This window comes from Streptomyces sp. 3214.6 (assembly GCF_900129855.1).
Lineage (GTDB): Bacteria > Actinomycetota > Actinomycetes > Streptomycetales > Streptomycetaceae > Streptomyces > Streptomyces soliscabiei.
The window spans coordinates 1-13,623 of the sequence record NZ_LT670819.1 but is presented as its reverse complement, the minus strand read 5'-3'; the positions used below and the strand labels follow the sequence as shown (position 1 = coordinate 13,623).

Sequence of the window (13,623 nt, the reverse complement as noted above, 5' to 3'; positions counted from 1 at the left end):
TCTCCCTGGTCACCGTTGCCGGGGGCCGGTCGGCCCCTCGCTCATGGCCTTGATGCCCTCGATACTGCGCAGTTGGTGCACGAGTCCGTACTGCGCGGCTGTCCTGGCGGCCTGGTCGAGGACGAGGAGTCCATCATCCCGGGTCGCTGCGTCCGAGAGCAGGATGTGGCCATGAGCGGTGTCCAGTCGCACGCGTTGCATCGGTGATTCGGTGGTCCCGCTGTTGCGGGCGATGCCGATGAAGTGCAGGGCCTGGGTGAGATCGCCGGCGCCGCGTCGGGCGAGGGCGAGTTTCTGATGGGCCACCGACCAGTCGTCGGGTTCCTGGAGGTCTTCGAAGTCGCGGGTCGCGGCCTGCATGACGCGGGTCGCATAGTCGTGGTTGCCGTCCTTGCTCAGCGCGGTCCCCACCCACAGCCGGGCCCTTGCGCGGTCACGGCGCGAAAGCCGGTCATCGACGGCGAGGGTCTCGTAATTGCGGGCCGCGATCTCCAGCTTCCCGGACATCTCGGTGACCACGGCCAGGGACAGGTCGAGCTGGGCGACGCGGCGGGGGATGTCGAGCTGGGTGAAGACGGAGCGGGCGCCGGCATAGGAGTGCTGGGCGGAGAGCGGGCCGAGGACGACGCCCTGGTCGCGCTTGAGGTCGCCGAGCAAGGCGGTCGAGCGGGCGAAGAGATACAGACCCTTCTCGTCCAGCTCGGGTGCCTTGAACCGGCCGAGCCACCGGGTCAGGAGGCTGTCGGCGAAGGGGAAGTTCTGCCGGGACAGGGCGACGACGACGCGGTCCAAGTCGTCGGCCCAGGACTCGTATTCCCAGGCCCGGGGCCCGGAGGTGGTGACGCGGCGCCGGGCGGTGGTCGTGGCGCTGGTCATTTCGGACAGGAGCGTTTCGAAGCGCAGGTGGACGGCGGCGTCCGCGCGGCCGAGCGCGGTGTCGAGGATGGCCTGGGTGTCGGGTCTGGGCTCGGTGGCCGCGAGTTTGGACTCCCACTTGGAGACGGTCGCAACGGCCAGGCCGAGTTGCTGGGCGAAGGCCCGCACGCTCAGTCGCAGGGCGAGCCGCAGGGCCTTGGCCTCCAGGCCGGTCCAATGGTGCACGGTCGCCACGCGTCGCTCCCTTCCACCGGTCATCGAAGCACGGTCCGTGCTGTCGGCGAGACGGAAGTGGAACGGAAGTAGAACAGGCGGTGATTGGCCGGGAGTTGGGCATCGACCACGCTCAAGGGGTCATCACTTGCCGAGCCTTTTGGACGGTCTTCAGTATGGAACCCCTCACGGAGCATCGCCTGGTCAGCGGCCCGGTTGTCTACGGCTTCCTGCGGCTGGTGAAGGTGTCTACGGCCCGGCAGGCGGCGCTGACCGCCTCGCTCGCCGAGTACTGCCGCATCCACGAACTGCAGCTGTCCGGCGTCTTCACTGACCGCGACGTGAGTCCCGGGCCCGACTCCGCGGCGTTCACCGGGCTGTTGGACGTGCTGGCCCTGCCGGACATATATGGCGTGATCGCCCCGGCCATGTCGCACCTGGGGCCGAAGGCCATAGCTGCTGAGCGCGGGCGCCGGATCGAGGCGGCCGGCTCCCGGCTGCTGCTGGTCCGCCGCACCGCACATCCGCCCATCTCCCGCGGCGGCCCCGTCCGACGCCGCAGTCCGGGAACCACCCGCGTCCTGGACTCCGAGTCATGAGGGCGACGATGACCGAGACGATCCAGCGGTTCTTCGACGCCCGGCCCGAATCCATCGGCCAGGCACGAAAGTTCACGACGGACGCGTTGGGCAACTGGGGCTTTCAAGACCGCGCTGAGGACATCCGGGTCTGCGTCTCCGAGCTCGCCACCAATGCCCTGGTCCACGGGACCGTCGCCGGCCACGGTTTCCTGGTCAAGCTGGATGCCGACGAGGACGAAGTGCGCCTGGAAGTGCACGACAGCCGCCGCCAGCACCCGGCGGCTCGCCAGGCTGCCGACACGGACCTGTCCGGGCGCGGCCTGACGCTGGTCAGTGTGCTCGCCGACGGCTGGGGCGTTCAGGACCGCACCCCGTTCGGGAAGATCGTCTGGTCCTGCTTCAAGGCCACGGGAGGGACGTCGTCATGACCGTCACTCTCACCCCACAGGGGCCGGAACTGCGGCTGCTGGTCTCGCTCGCGTCCTGGACCTGGCCGGGCACCGGCCCGGACGGCCGCGAGGTCGCGCACATCCTGATCGCCCACACCCCGGCCCTGACCGGCGACACCGTCGAGGCCCGGATGCGGCGGCTGTCGGACAGCCTCGGCTCCCTGACCGGCCATCGGGAGGTCGTCCCGGAGCTCGACCGGTGTCTGCAGATCGTCGGCGACCAGGTGCTGATGCACCTCCCCGGCGCCTCCCGCAGGCTGCGGCTGCCCGCCCGCAGGTCCTGGACCGAGCTGGTCGCCCGCAACGGCGAGGCCGTCCTCCTGCTCGGACTGGACCCGCTGCCGCAGAGCGCCGACGCCGCCCGGCTCGACAGCTACCTGGATGCCGCTCTTACGGCCGACCGGCTGCTGTTCGGACGCGCCCGCACCCGCTGAACCGTGGATCTTCCCGCACGGCCCCCGGACTGAACGGATGAGAGGGAACTGCCATGGAAACCTTCGAACGCGCCCGGCTGGACGCCTACTTCGCCCGGATCGCCACCCAGTTCGTCCCAGATGAGCAGACCGCCTCGTTCCTGGTCACGCACCTGCTGCCGGAGCGGTCCGCGTTCGTCCAGGCCGTCGCCGCGATGACCCGGCTCACCGCGGTGCTGCCCAAGCCGAAGTCCATCCACCCGGCCGCGAAGCGCGAGGTCGAGCAGACCGTCCCCGTCGACACCCTCACCCGCGAGATGTTCACCGAGCCCGATGACGCCCTGGACTATCTCGAGTCGAGGGCCGCGGGCGAGACGGTCTGCCTGCTGGACGTCGGCGGCTACTTCGCCCCCACCCTCGCCGAGGTCCACAGCCGGTTCACCGGCCGGATCGCCGGGGTGATCGAGGACACCGAGAACGGGCACCGCCGCTATGCGGACCTCGACAAACTGCCCTGCCCCGTCATCTCCGTCGCCCGGTCCCCGCTGAAGGACCCCGAGGACTTCCTCGTCGGCCAGTCCGTGGTCTTTTCTACCGAGGCCGTCATGCGCGGTCGCGGCGACATTCTCCACGGCCGCCCGGCCCTTGTGATCGGCTTCGGGAAGCTCGGCTCCTCGATCGCCCGGCTTCTGCAGGCTAAGGGAGTGCAGGTCACCGTCTTCGATATCAACCCGGTCCGCCGCACCCAGGCCCTGTCCCAGGGCTTCACCGTCGCCCGCGACCGCGAGACCGCCCTCACCGGCGCCGGCCTCGTGCTCTGCGCGACCGGTGCGATATCCCTGCGCGGCGAGGACTTCTCCCACCTGCGCAACGGCGCCTACGTCGCCACCGTCACCTCCAGCGAGGACGAACTCGACCTCGCAGGGCTCCCGGCCGTCTACACCCGCACGATCGTCGGCGACCACGTCACCCGCTACCGGACCACCGGCCACTACTTCTATCTGGCGAACGGTGGCAATGCCGTCAACTTCATCCACGGCGCCAGCGTTGGGCCGTTCATCTTCCTGGTCCAGGCCGAGATCCTCGCCGCGATCAGGATGCTCACCCGCGAAGACCTCGCCCCCGGCATCCATGAGGTCCCCGCACCCGACCGCGAAGCCATCGCGGCGACCTGGCTCTCCTACTTCAACAGGTGATCACCATGCCCATCACGGCAGACCACATCCGCACCACCATCGCCGCCTACCTGGATCAGCACCCCGAGGACAAGGGCGAGCTCGGCGTCGTTCTTGGCCTGATCGAAGACGGCGACGACCTCACCAGCCGCAAGACGCTGCCCGGCCACGTCACCGCCGGCGCGATCCTCGTCGACCCCGACGGCCGCATCCTGCACATTCTCCACAACGCGGCCCAGAAATGGCTCTTGCCTGGTGGCCATCTGGAGCCCTCCGACCAGACGCTCCTGCAGGCCGCTGGCCGCGAACTCGCCGAGGAGACCGGCATCCCGCCCCACGTGGTTACTCCGCACGGCGAGACCCCACTCCACATCGACATCCACCCCATCGACGCCAACCCCGCCAAGGATGAACCCGCCCACCAGCACTTCGACTTCCGGTTCCTCTTCCGCACCACCGCTGACATCGGCCAACTCCAGACCGAAGAGGTCTCCGACGCCGCCTGGCGCAACCTCGACCAGATCACCGACCCTCAACTCCGATCCCGCATCGCCGCAGCCCTGCGCTGAACCATCACGGCCAGCAGGCCGCCTGCGGCCGCCCCTGAACACCGCACTGCCGCTGCAAGCCCGGACCGGAAACCACTTGGTCACGGGCTTGCTGCCTCAGACGCCGGAGGGCCGGAAGGGCTGAAGGGGCCGAGTTTTCACAAAAGGGCACCGGCGGGAGAACCATGGCGGCCATGAACTCCTTCGGCACCACGATCACAGTGACCTTCTCCGCAGACGAGTACGCGGCCCTCACCGAGCAAGCCGCCCAGCACGGCATCCCGATCGACGACTACATCCGGCAGGCCGCAGCCCAGAGGGCCCACGACGGGGAGCTCAAGAACGCCCTGCTCCAGGAGATCGCCGCGCGGCGCGGGCAGAGCGTCGAAGAGTTCCTCAAGCCCGGTTTCCTCATCGACACCGACGACACCCTCGACGCCGAGCTGGACCGGCGCCTGCACCACGCTGGCGAGGAACCAGTGGCATACCCGCAACTGCTCACCCGCGAGGACAGGATCGCCGACGCGAAGAAGCAGCTGAGCCTCCCGCGCATCGTCGTGATCTGCGGCTCCACCCGCTTCATGACCGAGATGACCTACGCTGATCTGCGGGAGACCAAAGCCGGAAAGATTGTCGTCAAACCGGGCTGTGACATGAAGTCGCCGCACGAACTCTGGTCCGATCCTGTCGAGGCTGAGGCGCTGAAGGTTCGACTCGACGATCTGCACCGAGCGAAGATCCGGCTCGCTGATGAGGTGCTCGTAGTCGGCGACTACATCGGAGACAGCACCCGAGCCGAAATCACCTACGCCCGGTCCCTGGGCAAGCCCGTGCGGTTCACGCACCCCGAAGCCGACCACGACGCCTGACCGCCCGGTGCCACGTCGACAACCAGGGCCGACAGCCTGCCACCGGACCGTCTCACGGGGGCTTCGGCCGCTGCCCACCCCACACCCCCGCAGGCATCCCTTGGAATTGATCTTCTAGGGCAGCCCAGCGACCCCGAGCACGTTGCGTATTGCCACCGGGTCCATCCCCGTCCGCGCCGCGAGCTCCGGCACCGTAACCCCGGCACGACACTCCGCGACGATCGTCGCGGACAGCCGTCGGCGGGCAGCGGTCACCTAGGCCTGCGCCGCCTTCAACTCCGCCACGGCCCGCTTCAGCACATCATCGTCACCCGTCATACGACAATCGCCCCAGGGCCCGGCGTCCGCTCCGTCGGAGCTCGGGGACAGGGACGCAGCACCGCTGCCCGAGGGTTAGGCTCGTTCGTCTGCCGGGACGAATGGAGTGACATCGTGAGCGTCTACGTCGCGACCATCGAGCAGGACGAACACGGCCAGTGGACGGCGACCGCCGACGGCCTGACTGGAACCGGGAACGGGTACACCGCTGCCCGCGACGCCCTCACCGACGCTCTGTTCGCGCGGGACGGCGAGGAGCCCGACCTTCGACGGGACCGCACTGAGGTTCCGATTCCCGGCCGCGCAGAGCGCACCCCCGACCGGCTCCTCAGCCTGGTCGCCGCCGAGCTGCCCGACTATGCCGAGAAGTACGCCCGCTCGCTCGAGCAGCAGGCCCGTGAGCTGGACGCGCGCGACGCCGACGCGTTGGCAGTGACCGCGTGGTGCGTCGAGACAGCCGGGCTCATCGTCACCCACCGGGCCCGCCCGACCGCCGAGAGCGTCGAGCTGGTGTTCGTGCCCTGGACCAAGCCGGACCCGCGCGCCGGCGACGATGTGTTCCTGTCCTGCTGGAGCCCGCACGAACTGGACGACCTCCCCACCCTGACGAAGATCGCGGACGTTCCTCGCACTGTGCTGGGCATCCTCGACTCCCTAAGCCCGGACGAGCGGGTCCGGGCATGGCAGGAAATGACGACCGCCGAGCACGGCCCCGCCCTGGATCGGGCCATGGCCCGGTGGTGGCACGTCGCCATGGTCATGGGAACCGCCGCGCTGCAGCACACTGTGGAGCAGAGCACGAAGCACCTGGCCGCAGGGCACCGCGGCATCCCGATGACCGACCTGCCCGCCAGCCGGGCCTTGGATGACCTTCACGATGACCTCACCGACGAGGAGCAGACCGCGCGGCGCAAAGCCTGGGACCGCTCGCAGCAGGAACAGACCGAGGCCCGAGACGCGCGCGAGGACGCCTACATCGCCGACCTCGAACGCCTTCTGGCCGACGCCAAGCAGCACCGCGACATGCAGCGCGAGCACCAGCGGCGACGCCAGACCGTGAGCGACGCACGTTCCCGCATCGACACGGCGGCGCATGAATTCCGCATCGGCACAGGCCTCTTCGCCCGCCTTGGCGACGGCCTGCCGATCACCATGCATCTGCCAGCCCGGCCCTGGCACCACGTGACCGCGAGCGAGCCCTACCACTTCGTCTTCACCAGCAAGGACGGCGCCCAGCTCGCCCGCGTCACGGACGTCAGGCACTACGACAGCATCGACGCCTTCGACCAAGCCGGAGAGCAGGCAGAAACTGTCGGCACCACGCCCATCACCCGGCAAGAAATCGAGTCCTACCCAGCACAGTGGGGCGGGACCATCACGCTGACCGCCACACCCGCAGCCGAGCCGGTGATCCACGGGATCTGATTGTCAGTGGTGCGCGAGACCCTGTGCTCATGACCGCAGCATCGCCCGGCACCGCGCGGCCAGCTCTCCGTCCGCCTGAGTCGATACCGCCCCCAACTACTGCCAGGGGCAGGCTCACCGGCTGCTGGCCCCGGTTCTCGCCGACCACCCCGAACTCCATGTCGCAACGAAAGCCGGTTTCCTCACGGCGCAGGCCGCCTGCGCCGCCGGCGTCATCCCCGCAGCGCAGGTCCGGCACAGCATCGCGGCGGAGTTCGTGCGCTGGCAGACCGCCCGCAGTCGCACCGAGCTGGGCCGACAGAGGCTGGATGCGGTGTTCCTGCACAATCCCGAACGCCACCGCCGGGGCGACCGGCGCCACCTGGCCGGCGCACTGCGGGCGGCGTTCGCCGTCCTGGAAGAAGCAGCACACGCCAAAGAGATCGCCGCCTACGGCGTAGCCACATGGAACGGCTTCACCCAGAACGCCTTTACCGTGCCCCTGCTGGACCAACTGGCCCGCGAGGCGGCCGGAAACCAGCGAACACCAGCTGCGCGCCCTGCAGTTGCCCGTCAGCCTGATCATGGACACTCACCTCGACGAAGCCATGAACGGTCGCGGGCCGATACCGCAAGCGGCTGACCGCGGCTGGGAGGTCCACGCCTCCGCCCCGCTGCACGGCGGGGAACTGCTCACGCTGGCCACGCCCGAGATCGCCGCCCTCGTCCATCAGGGCGCCAGCGTGGCTGCCGCATGCCTGGCGGCCGCCGCCTCGTGCCCGGGCGTGAGAAAAGTGCTTCTGGCCACCGGCCGGGCGGCACACTGGGATGACGCGCTCGCCGTGACCAGCGCACCCGCCATCCCTCCCGCCACACTACGGACGGTCCTCGATGTACTCGCCGCCCCCCTCTGACGACGACGCCAAGCGCATGGCGGCCGCGCTCGCGCACGCGGCCGCCGCACTCGGTGCCACCATCCAGGGCCCGCAGACGTGGGGCTGGCACGGCCGCACACTCAGCCACCGCGCCGTCCACCCCGAGCACGGCGCGTGCTGGCTGCGCCTGCTGTCTGTGCCCGAACACAAGGCCGGCGGCAAGCTCTGGGAGGGCACAGAGCGGGCCCACACCGCCTTCCCCACTGTCCGCAAACCCCCACTTCACGCCCTGCACGACCACATCGGCGACGGGTACGCCTACCGCACCGAACTGACCGCGTACATCGACGAACCAGTGCTCTCCCCAGACCCGGTCCTGCGCCACGAACTCGACCTGACCAACGCATGGTTCGCCACGATCCGCACGACCCTGTCGGCCATCGCCGCCACCCCCACGGACCGCACGGCCGTACGCCAGCAGTGGATCTCCCGCGCCGTCCCCGAATACACCGGCCAACCGGCGCCCCAGATCCAGCACTGGGACTGCGCACACGGCGACTTCCACGCCGCCAACCTCACGCAGGACGCCACCGTGCTCGACTGGGAGGGCTGGGGTCTCGCCCCCCCCGCGGCTACGACATCGCCATGCTCTACGCCTACGCCCAACTCGCCCCGGGCGCTGCCACACACATCCGAAGGGAGTTCGCCCCGCTCCTGGACAGCCCAGCAGGCCGGACGGCTCTCCTCGTGGTCTGCGCCGAGTTACTGCAGTCCGCCTCCCGTGGAGACCACCCCGAGCTCACCCCCAAGCTTCGCGCACTGGTCGATCGGTGCTGAAGGGCTGCGCTCACCGATGCCACGACACCCTCACGGCTCTCCCGTACGAACCGCCCTGCGTGAGACGCGCTGGCGCCGTCCTACCTGCCCGGCCAAGTCCGTGCGGAGTCGACCCCCGGGCTCCAGCCGTTCGGGCCTCATTTTTCGCCACTTGGAGGCTGTAGGCCGAAATGGCCGGATCTGCCACTGTCTGCTGGGGCGCTGACCGGCACACAGCCGTGATGCGTGCCCGGGCAATGAAGGCTGGCGTGACCCGACTTTCCAGGTGAAGCCGCCTTCCACGACCCCGCCGCGGGTAACCCCGCACATCCGGCATCCAGCCGCCGCGCTCGGGCAAGGAGGCCCCGACAGCGGGGCAGTCCGCTCGGCCTGTCCTGAACTCACCCTGAAAGCAGCTGAGTTGAGCCACCAGGGTTGATCCACTGTCAGTGGCACCCATCAGCATGACAGTGATCGCGGGGAACTCACGAGCTTTTGAGGGAGGACCACATGCCATTTGTCCGACCGTACGTGCGCTCCGACGGAACGCCAGTACGCGGACACTTCCGCTGGGCGCCGGGCGCCCGCCGGGAGATGACCATCTTCGCCGCCGTCGGTCTGGCGGTACTCGGCTTCGGCAACACCGAGGGAGCTGGCGCAGCGGGCAGCGTGCGGCACACGCCGTCAGTGACTTACCCGATCCGCTTCGACCACGCCACCAACGACGCCCCACGGGGGGCTGTTCCGCACCCGACGGTGTCGTACCCGATCAAGTTCGACACCCCCACGCCGCGGAGGGCCACACCGGCGCCGAGTGTGTCGTACCCGGTCGACTTCTCTGCCCTGGGCAGTGGACGATGAGCCGGCGCCCGCCGGCCCGGCGGCGGCCCACTCGGCGCTCCAGGCGTCGGCGCCACCAGCCAGACGCCCCGATCGCTGTCCTGACCGTGGTTGCAGTCGCTGCGGTCGGCCTCATAGTGACGGTGGTCAACTGGCTGCTCGCGCACTGGTGGCTGCTGCTCGCCATGAGCCTCTTCACTGCTCTGGCTACCCTCGGGTGGTGGCAGCAGCGCAGGCAGCGCATGCAGTGGGAGCAGGCGCAAGCACGTGCCCTGCGCTACGGGCTGGCCCAGCTGGATGCACTCGCTCACCGCCAGTTCGAGTATGCCGTCCGTGACCTGATGAAGCGGGACGGTTGCACCGACGCCGTCCAGGTCGGCGGGCAGGGCGATCTGGGAGCGGACGTGAAGGCGACCGACCCGCAGGGCCGGCGCTGGGTCATCCAGTGCAAGCACCGGCGACAGGGTGAACGGGGCGCCGCGGTGGGCACTCCAGAGCTGCAGGTCCTCAACGGAACGGGACGCCCGGTCCACAAGGCGGACATCGTGGTGATGGTCACCAACGGCAGGATCACCCAGCCCGGCCGTGCTTTTGCCCGGCAGCAGCGGCTGCACCTCGTCGACCGTCAGGTGCTCGGTTCCTGGGCCGCGGGATCACGGCCGCTATGGGAACTGCTGTCCGCGCTCCCCCCACCCCGCAAACCCTCACACCTCTCCTGAATCTCGCCTGTCCGCGGGGTGTGACAGCGCGCCGCTGGACGCGAGCACGCGCCGTTGCGCCGCACCCCGCGCGGTAGGGCGGTGCGGGTATGGGGGAGCATCTGCTCAGTCACCATCTGCCCTGTGAGGGATCGTCATGCGTTCTGCCCGCCGTACCATGCCGCCTGTCCTGCTCGCCTGCCTGCTGCTGGCGGGTTGTGGGCCCGTCTCGCTTGGCTCGTCGGCGCCGTCCGCAAGCGCACCTCCCGTGGCGGGGGCGCCGGGATCGTCCTCGGGGAAGGCGATCGCAGTCGGGGCGGGCCCGCAGAAGCACTACACGGTCCAGCAGCAGCCGGCCGCCGGCTCCTGCCACTACCGCTACGAGCACGACGAGCCCCTCGAAGACCCGAACTGCACGCCGGGCGCGATCTCACCGGCGGTGACGCAGGCGAACCTGAAGTCGACGATCTGCCGCAAGGGCGGCTACACGTCCGGCGTGCGCCCCTCGGCGTACGTGACGGGCAAGGAGAAGAGGCTGAATGCGGCCTCGTACGGCTACACCGGCCGCATGGGCGACGCGGAGTACGACCACCTGATCAGCCTGCAGTTGGGCGGTGACCCCAACGACCCGCGCAACCTGTGGGTCGAGCCGGCCGATCCGGGCCACAAGAAGGGTGCCGGGGTGAACAACAAGAAGGACCCGGTGGAGACCAAGCTGCATACCGCGGTCTGCGCCGGGCAGGTCTCACTCGCCGCCGCGCAGCGGGCGATCGTCACCGACTGGACCACGGCGCTCAGCCGCCTCGGCCTCGGCTGACCCACTGCGACGCCTTGGCGTTGCCGCGTCCAGCGCGGCGCCCGGGACAGCTAGGAGCCCGTCGACACCTCGCAGAGGAAGAAGGCCTGCCGCGTTTCGGTTACGCCTGCGCCCTGGACAAGATCCGCCTGGGCTATGGCCCTGGTGTCGAACCCCGCACAGACGCCATCCACCTCTTCCGGCACGGTCACCATGGAGCGGCAGGACTGCCCTCGGCCGTCAGCCCGTTCGCCAGCAGCGCCTGCCACTGCCGGTCGGGATCATCATCCTTGCGCCGCGCGGCCAGCTCTTTCAGTGCCTGCCGGTCACCCGCGTCGGCAGCCTGCCGCGCGAGGCGCTCGGCCTCGACGAACTCACCTGCCTTTTCCAGGCGTTCGGCGAGCATGCCTGGCGCCCACGCCAGAGCCTCGTCGTAGGCGCGCCGCAGCAAGGGCACGGCCTGCTCCCCGGCACGGCCCTGGGCCAGGCGCCGTAGCGTCCACGACCGCTGGCCGGCCGGTGCCCTCCAGGCAAGCTGCTCGGCCTCTTCCCCCAGGCCGGCCTCCTCGCGACCTTGCACCAGCTTCCACAGCGGCGTGGTGTAGCTGCGGGCAGCGGCGTGCAGCGCCCACTGGTCGGCTTCCTCCCGACGCTCGGCCTGCTCGGCCCGTTCCATTAGCGTCCTCACTGCCTGCCCCACACGGGCAGCTGCCGCACGCTCCAGCAGCGCGCGGCGGACGTCGTCGGGGACGTTCTCGTCGTGCACAGCACGGTGCGCCTGCACCCACAGCGCCCACGGGGTGCCCCGCTCCACCTCACTGTCCAGCAGCGCTTGTGCCTCGTGGTCCTGCCCGCGCTCGTGCAGCCGCCGCAGCAGCCGCTCCAGCGCCCAGGAGTTCCCGGCCCGGGCGACCTGCCCGAGCGCGTCGTCGCCCGCGGCTTGGCCCTGCGTGGCGTCCAGCAGGGCCACCAGCTGGCGCAGCGCCCAGGTCTCCCCGGGCGGCATGGGCAGCACGGCAGCATTGAGGTAATCGAGCAGGGACCGAGGACCCGCTTCGAAGTCGATGAGATCAACGCCCTCCTCCCTCTGCCGACGCCGGCGTTCGAAGACACTGATCGCGTCCCCATACAGCCGCTCCGCGTCAGCGGCCCGCTCCTCGGCCTCGGCCCGCTCGGCCAGGTCCTTCAACGGGGTGGCCTCGCCCGCTGCGAAGGCCTCCCTGGCAACCTCCTCCACCTCGGCCGCCCCCGTCGCGAGAGCGGCCAGTTCCCCCATTGCGTGACGGTCGCCCGCCGAGCGCAAAGCCGCCCGCGCCCCGTCCAGGTCTCCTCGCTCACGCAGATCGTCGGCGTAGGCGCGTAGGATGCCCGGATCACTGCACCGGGCGACCTCGGCGTACCAGCGGGTGGCCTCCTCAGCCTCCCCGTCCAGCATCAGCGCACGGGCCAGGTGGAGCTGGGCGGTGGGACTGCCGCGGCCAGCGGCCTCCCGCACCAGCTGTTCGGCCTGCTGGTACTGCTCCTGCTCCAACATCTGTTCCAGCAGTTCCTCCAGGACCTCACCGTCCCCGGCGAGTGCGGTCTGCTCCTGCACACAACGGGCTTCCTCGGCCCGCTGACGCTCCTGCCACAGCCAGGCCAGCTCCTGCCCCGCCTTCACATCCCCCAGGTCCAGCGCCCGCTGATACAGGCCGGCGGCCTCGGCATCACGCCAGCGCGCCTCTGCCGCCTGCCCCACAGCCCGTACGACGTGAGACTCGGGCAGATACTCGCGCGCCGCAGCCCAGAACGAGGCCGGGGGAGCGGCGTAGCGCCGTTCGATGCGGCCGATGTGGTCCATGTAGTCGGACAGCCGCCACCCGCCCCGGCCACCCGTTCCCGGGCGGGCCCGCACGCGGCTCAGCAGTCCGCGCACTCCCTTGCTCGGCTGCTGCGTGTAGACGAGAGCATCCTCAAGCCACTCCTCGCCGAGCGCGTCGTAGTCGTCGTCACCGAGGTAGCCCTCGGCGGCCGCCTGCAGAAAATCCCGCCCCACCAGCGTCGCCCCGCCCAGCCTGCTCGCGTCCATGGCCGCGCCGATCACCGCACGGGCCGCGGGCGGCGCCGTCCGGTAACGCTCGAGCAGCGCCGGAGCCCCTGCCATGTGCTGAGCGATCCGCCCGCCCACGGTATGGGCCAGAGCATCAGCCAACCGCACATCGTGGCCGCCCACCGTCCGCGCATCCTCCAGCTCCTGCGCCTCGAACGCAGCAGGCACGAACACACCCTTGCCCTCGAGCAACGTCCGCGTCTGCGCGTGCCCAGAACTCCGGCCTGGGACCGCGGGCGCGGTCAGCCTGCTCCAGAACTCCGGCCAGACAGTCCCCAGGACGAGCACCGGCTCCCTCATGCTGTCCTGCAGCAACGCCCGCAGACCAGCCGCCACCTGCCCGGCCAATGCGCCAGCCTGATCGCCGACATACTGCTGCAACTCGTTGAGCCAGATCGCGGTGCGCGCAGCGATCCCCTCCTGCAATGCGTTCGCCAGCGCCTGGGCGGGCGACGGATCGAGCGGATGCCACAGCCTCCACCCGGCCGGCAGCTCTGCCACCGCCTCCCAGCACGCCCTCGTCTTGCCCGAGGACGACTCACCGACCAGCACCACCATCCGGCTCGCGCCACCAGCGGCCTGATCCACCACCGAACGCAGAACCTCATCGTGAGCACGCCGCACGTACAACGGCAACACCCCCGGCACCGCCGCCGTCACATC

The 13,623-nt window shown here is 69.9% G+C and carries 15 protein-coding genes and 1 pseudogene; 14 read left to right on the top strand and 2 right to left on the bottom strand.

What is annotated here, in order from left to right; translation table 11 throughout:
• Positions 1-9: 9 nt before the first annotated feature.
• Positions 10-1,110, bottom strand: coding sequence for a helix-turn-helix domain-containing protein (locus tag B5557_RS00070; RefSeq protein WP_079657177.1), 1,101 nt, complete (start codon positions 1,108-1,110; stop codon positions 10-12).
• Positions 1,111-1,265: 155 nt separating this feature from the next.
• On the opposite strand from B5557_RS00070, the gene B5557_RS00065 reads away from it, so the two are divergent.
• The 14 genes and pseudogenes from B5557_RS00065 to B5557_RS00010 all read left to right on the top strand — a co-directional run bounded on the left by B5557_RS00065 (position 1,266) and on the right by B5557_RS00010 (position 10,892).
• Positions 1,266-1,688 (top strand): hypothetical protein, encoded by a 423-nt coding sequence (locus tag B5557_RS00065; protein WP_079657176.1) that lies wholly within the window; start codon positions 1,266-1,268, stop codon positions 1,686-1,688.
• 8 nt (positions 1,689-1,696) lie between these two features.
• Positions 1,697-2,098, top strand: coding sequence for an ATP-binding protein (locus tag B5557_RS00060; protein ID WP_079657175.1), 402 nt, complete (start codon positions 1,697-1,699; stop codon positions 2,096-2,098).
• Positions 2,095-2,553, top strand: coding sequence for a hypothetical protein (locus B5557_RS00055; protein ID WP_079657174.1), 459 nt, complete (start codon positions 2,095-2,097; stop codon positions 2,551-2,553). The genes B5557_RS00060 and B5557_RS00055 overlap by 4 nt, the downstream gene beginning before the upstream one ends.
• A 53-nt stretch (positions 2,554-2,606) precedes the next feature.
• Positions 2,607-3,728 carry an adenosylhomocysteinase gene (locus tag B5557_RS00050; RefSeq protein ID WP_079657173.1) on the top strand — a complete coding sequence of 374 codons (1,122 nt, stop codon included), beginning with the start codon at positions 2,607-2,609 and terminating at the stop codon, positions 3,726-3,728.
• Between the two features lie 5 nt (positions 3,729-3,733).
• Positions 3,734-4,276 carry an NUDIX hydrolase gene (locus B5557_RS00045; RefSeq protein ID WP_079657172.1) on the top strand — a complete coding sequence of 181 codons (543 nt, stop codon included), beginning with the start codon at positions 3,734-3,736 and terminating at the stop codon, positions 4,274-4,276.
• Between the two features lie 164 nt (positions 4,277-4,440).
• Positions 4,441-4,563, top strand: a pseudogene (locus B5557_RS46030) (plasmid mobilization protein); the annotation flags it as partial.
• Positions 4,564-4,734: 171 nt separating this feature from the next.
• The gene (locus B5557_RS00040; protein ID WP_079664493.1) at positions 4,735-5,124 is read left to right on the top strand and encodes a hypothetical protein; all 390 of its coding nucleotides are present in this window, start codon (positions 4,735-4,737) and stop codon (positions 5,122-5,124) included.
• Between the two features lie 432 nt (positions 5,125-5,556).
• On the top strand, positions 5,557-6,867 hold the full coding sequence (locus B5557_RS00035) for a hypothetical protein (RefSeq protein ID WP_079657171.1): 1,311 nt from the start codon (positions 5,557-5,559) through the stop codon (positions 6,865-6,867).
• Positions 6,868-6,988: 121 nt separating this feature from the next.
• Positions 6,989-7,489, top strand: coding sequence for a hypothetical protein (locus tag B5557_RS42380; RefSeq protein WP_107472531.1), 501 nt, complete (start codon positions 6,989-6,991; stop codon positions 7,487-7,489).
• On the top strand, positions 7,455-7,760 hold the full coding sequence (locus tag B5557_RS42375) for a hypothetical protein (protein ID WP_107472530.1): 306 nt from the start codon (positions 7,455-7,457) through the stop codon (positions 7,758-7,760). Before B5557_RS42380 ends, B5557_RS42375 begins: the two co-directional genes overlap by 35 nt.
• On the top strand, positions 7,738-8,763 hold the full coding sequence (locus B5557_RS00025) for a hypothetical protein (protein ID WP_079657170.1): 1,026 nt from the start codon (positions 7,738-7,740) through the stop codon (positions 8,761-8,763). Before B5557_RS42375 ends, B5557_RS00025 begins: the two co-directional genes overlap by 23 nt.
• Before the next feature lie 284 nt (positions 8,764-9,047).
• Positions 9,048-9,398, top strand: coding sequence for a hypothetical protein (locus B5557_RS00020; RefSeq protein WP_079657169.1), 351 nt, complete (start codon positions 9,048-9,050; stop codon positions 9,396-9,398).
• 86 nt (positions 9,399-9,484) lie between these two features.
• Positions 9,485-10,096, top strand: a complete 612-nt coding sequence (locus B5557_RS00015; RefSeq protein WP_443031324.1) for a restriction endonuclease — start codon at positions 9,485-9,487, stop codon at positions 10,094-10,096.
• A 136-nt stretch (positions 10,097-10,232) separates the two neighbouring features.
• On the top strand, positions 10,233-10,892 hold the full coding sequence (locus B5557_RS00010) for a hypothetical protein (protein WP_443031323.1): 660 nt from the start codon (positions 10,233-10,235) through the stop codon (positions 10,890-10,892).
• A 187-nt stretch (positions 10,893-11,079) separates the two neighbouring features.
• On the opposite strand, the gene B5557_RS00005 is transcribed toward B5557_RS00010, so the two are convergent.
• Positions 11,080-13,623, bottom strand: a 2,544-nt coding sequence (locus tag B5557_RS00005; protein ID WP_079657166.1) for a hypothetical protein, incomplete at its 5' end; no start/stop codon positions are given.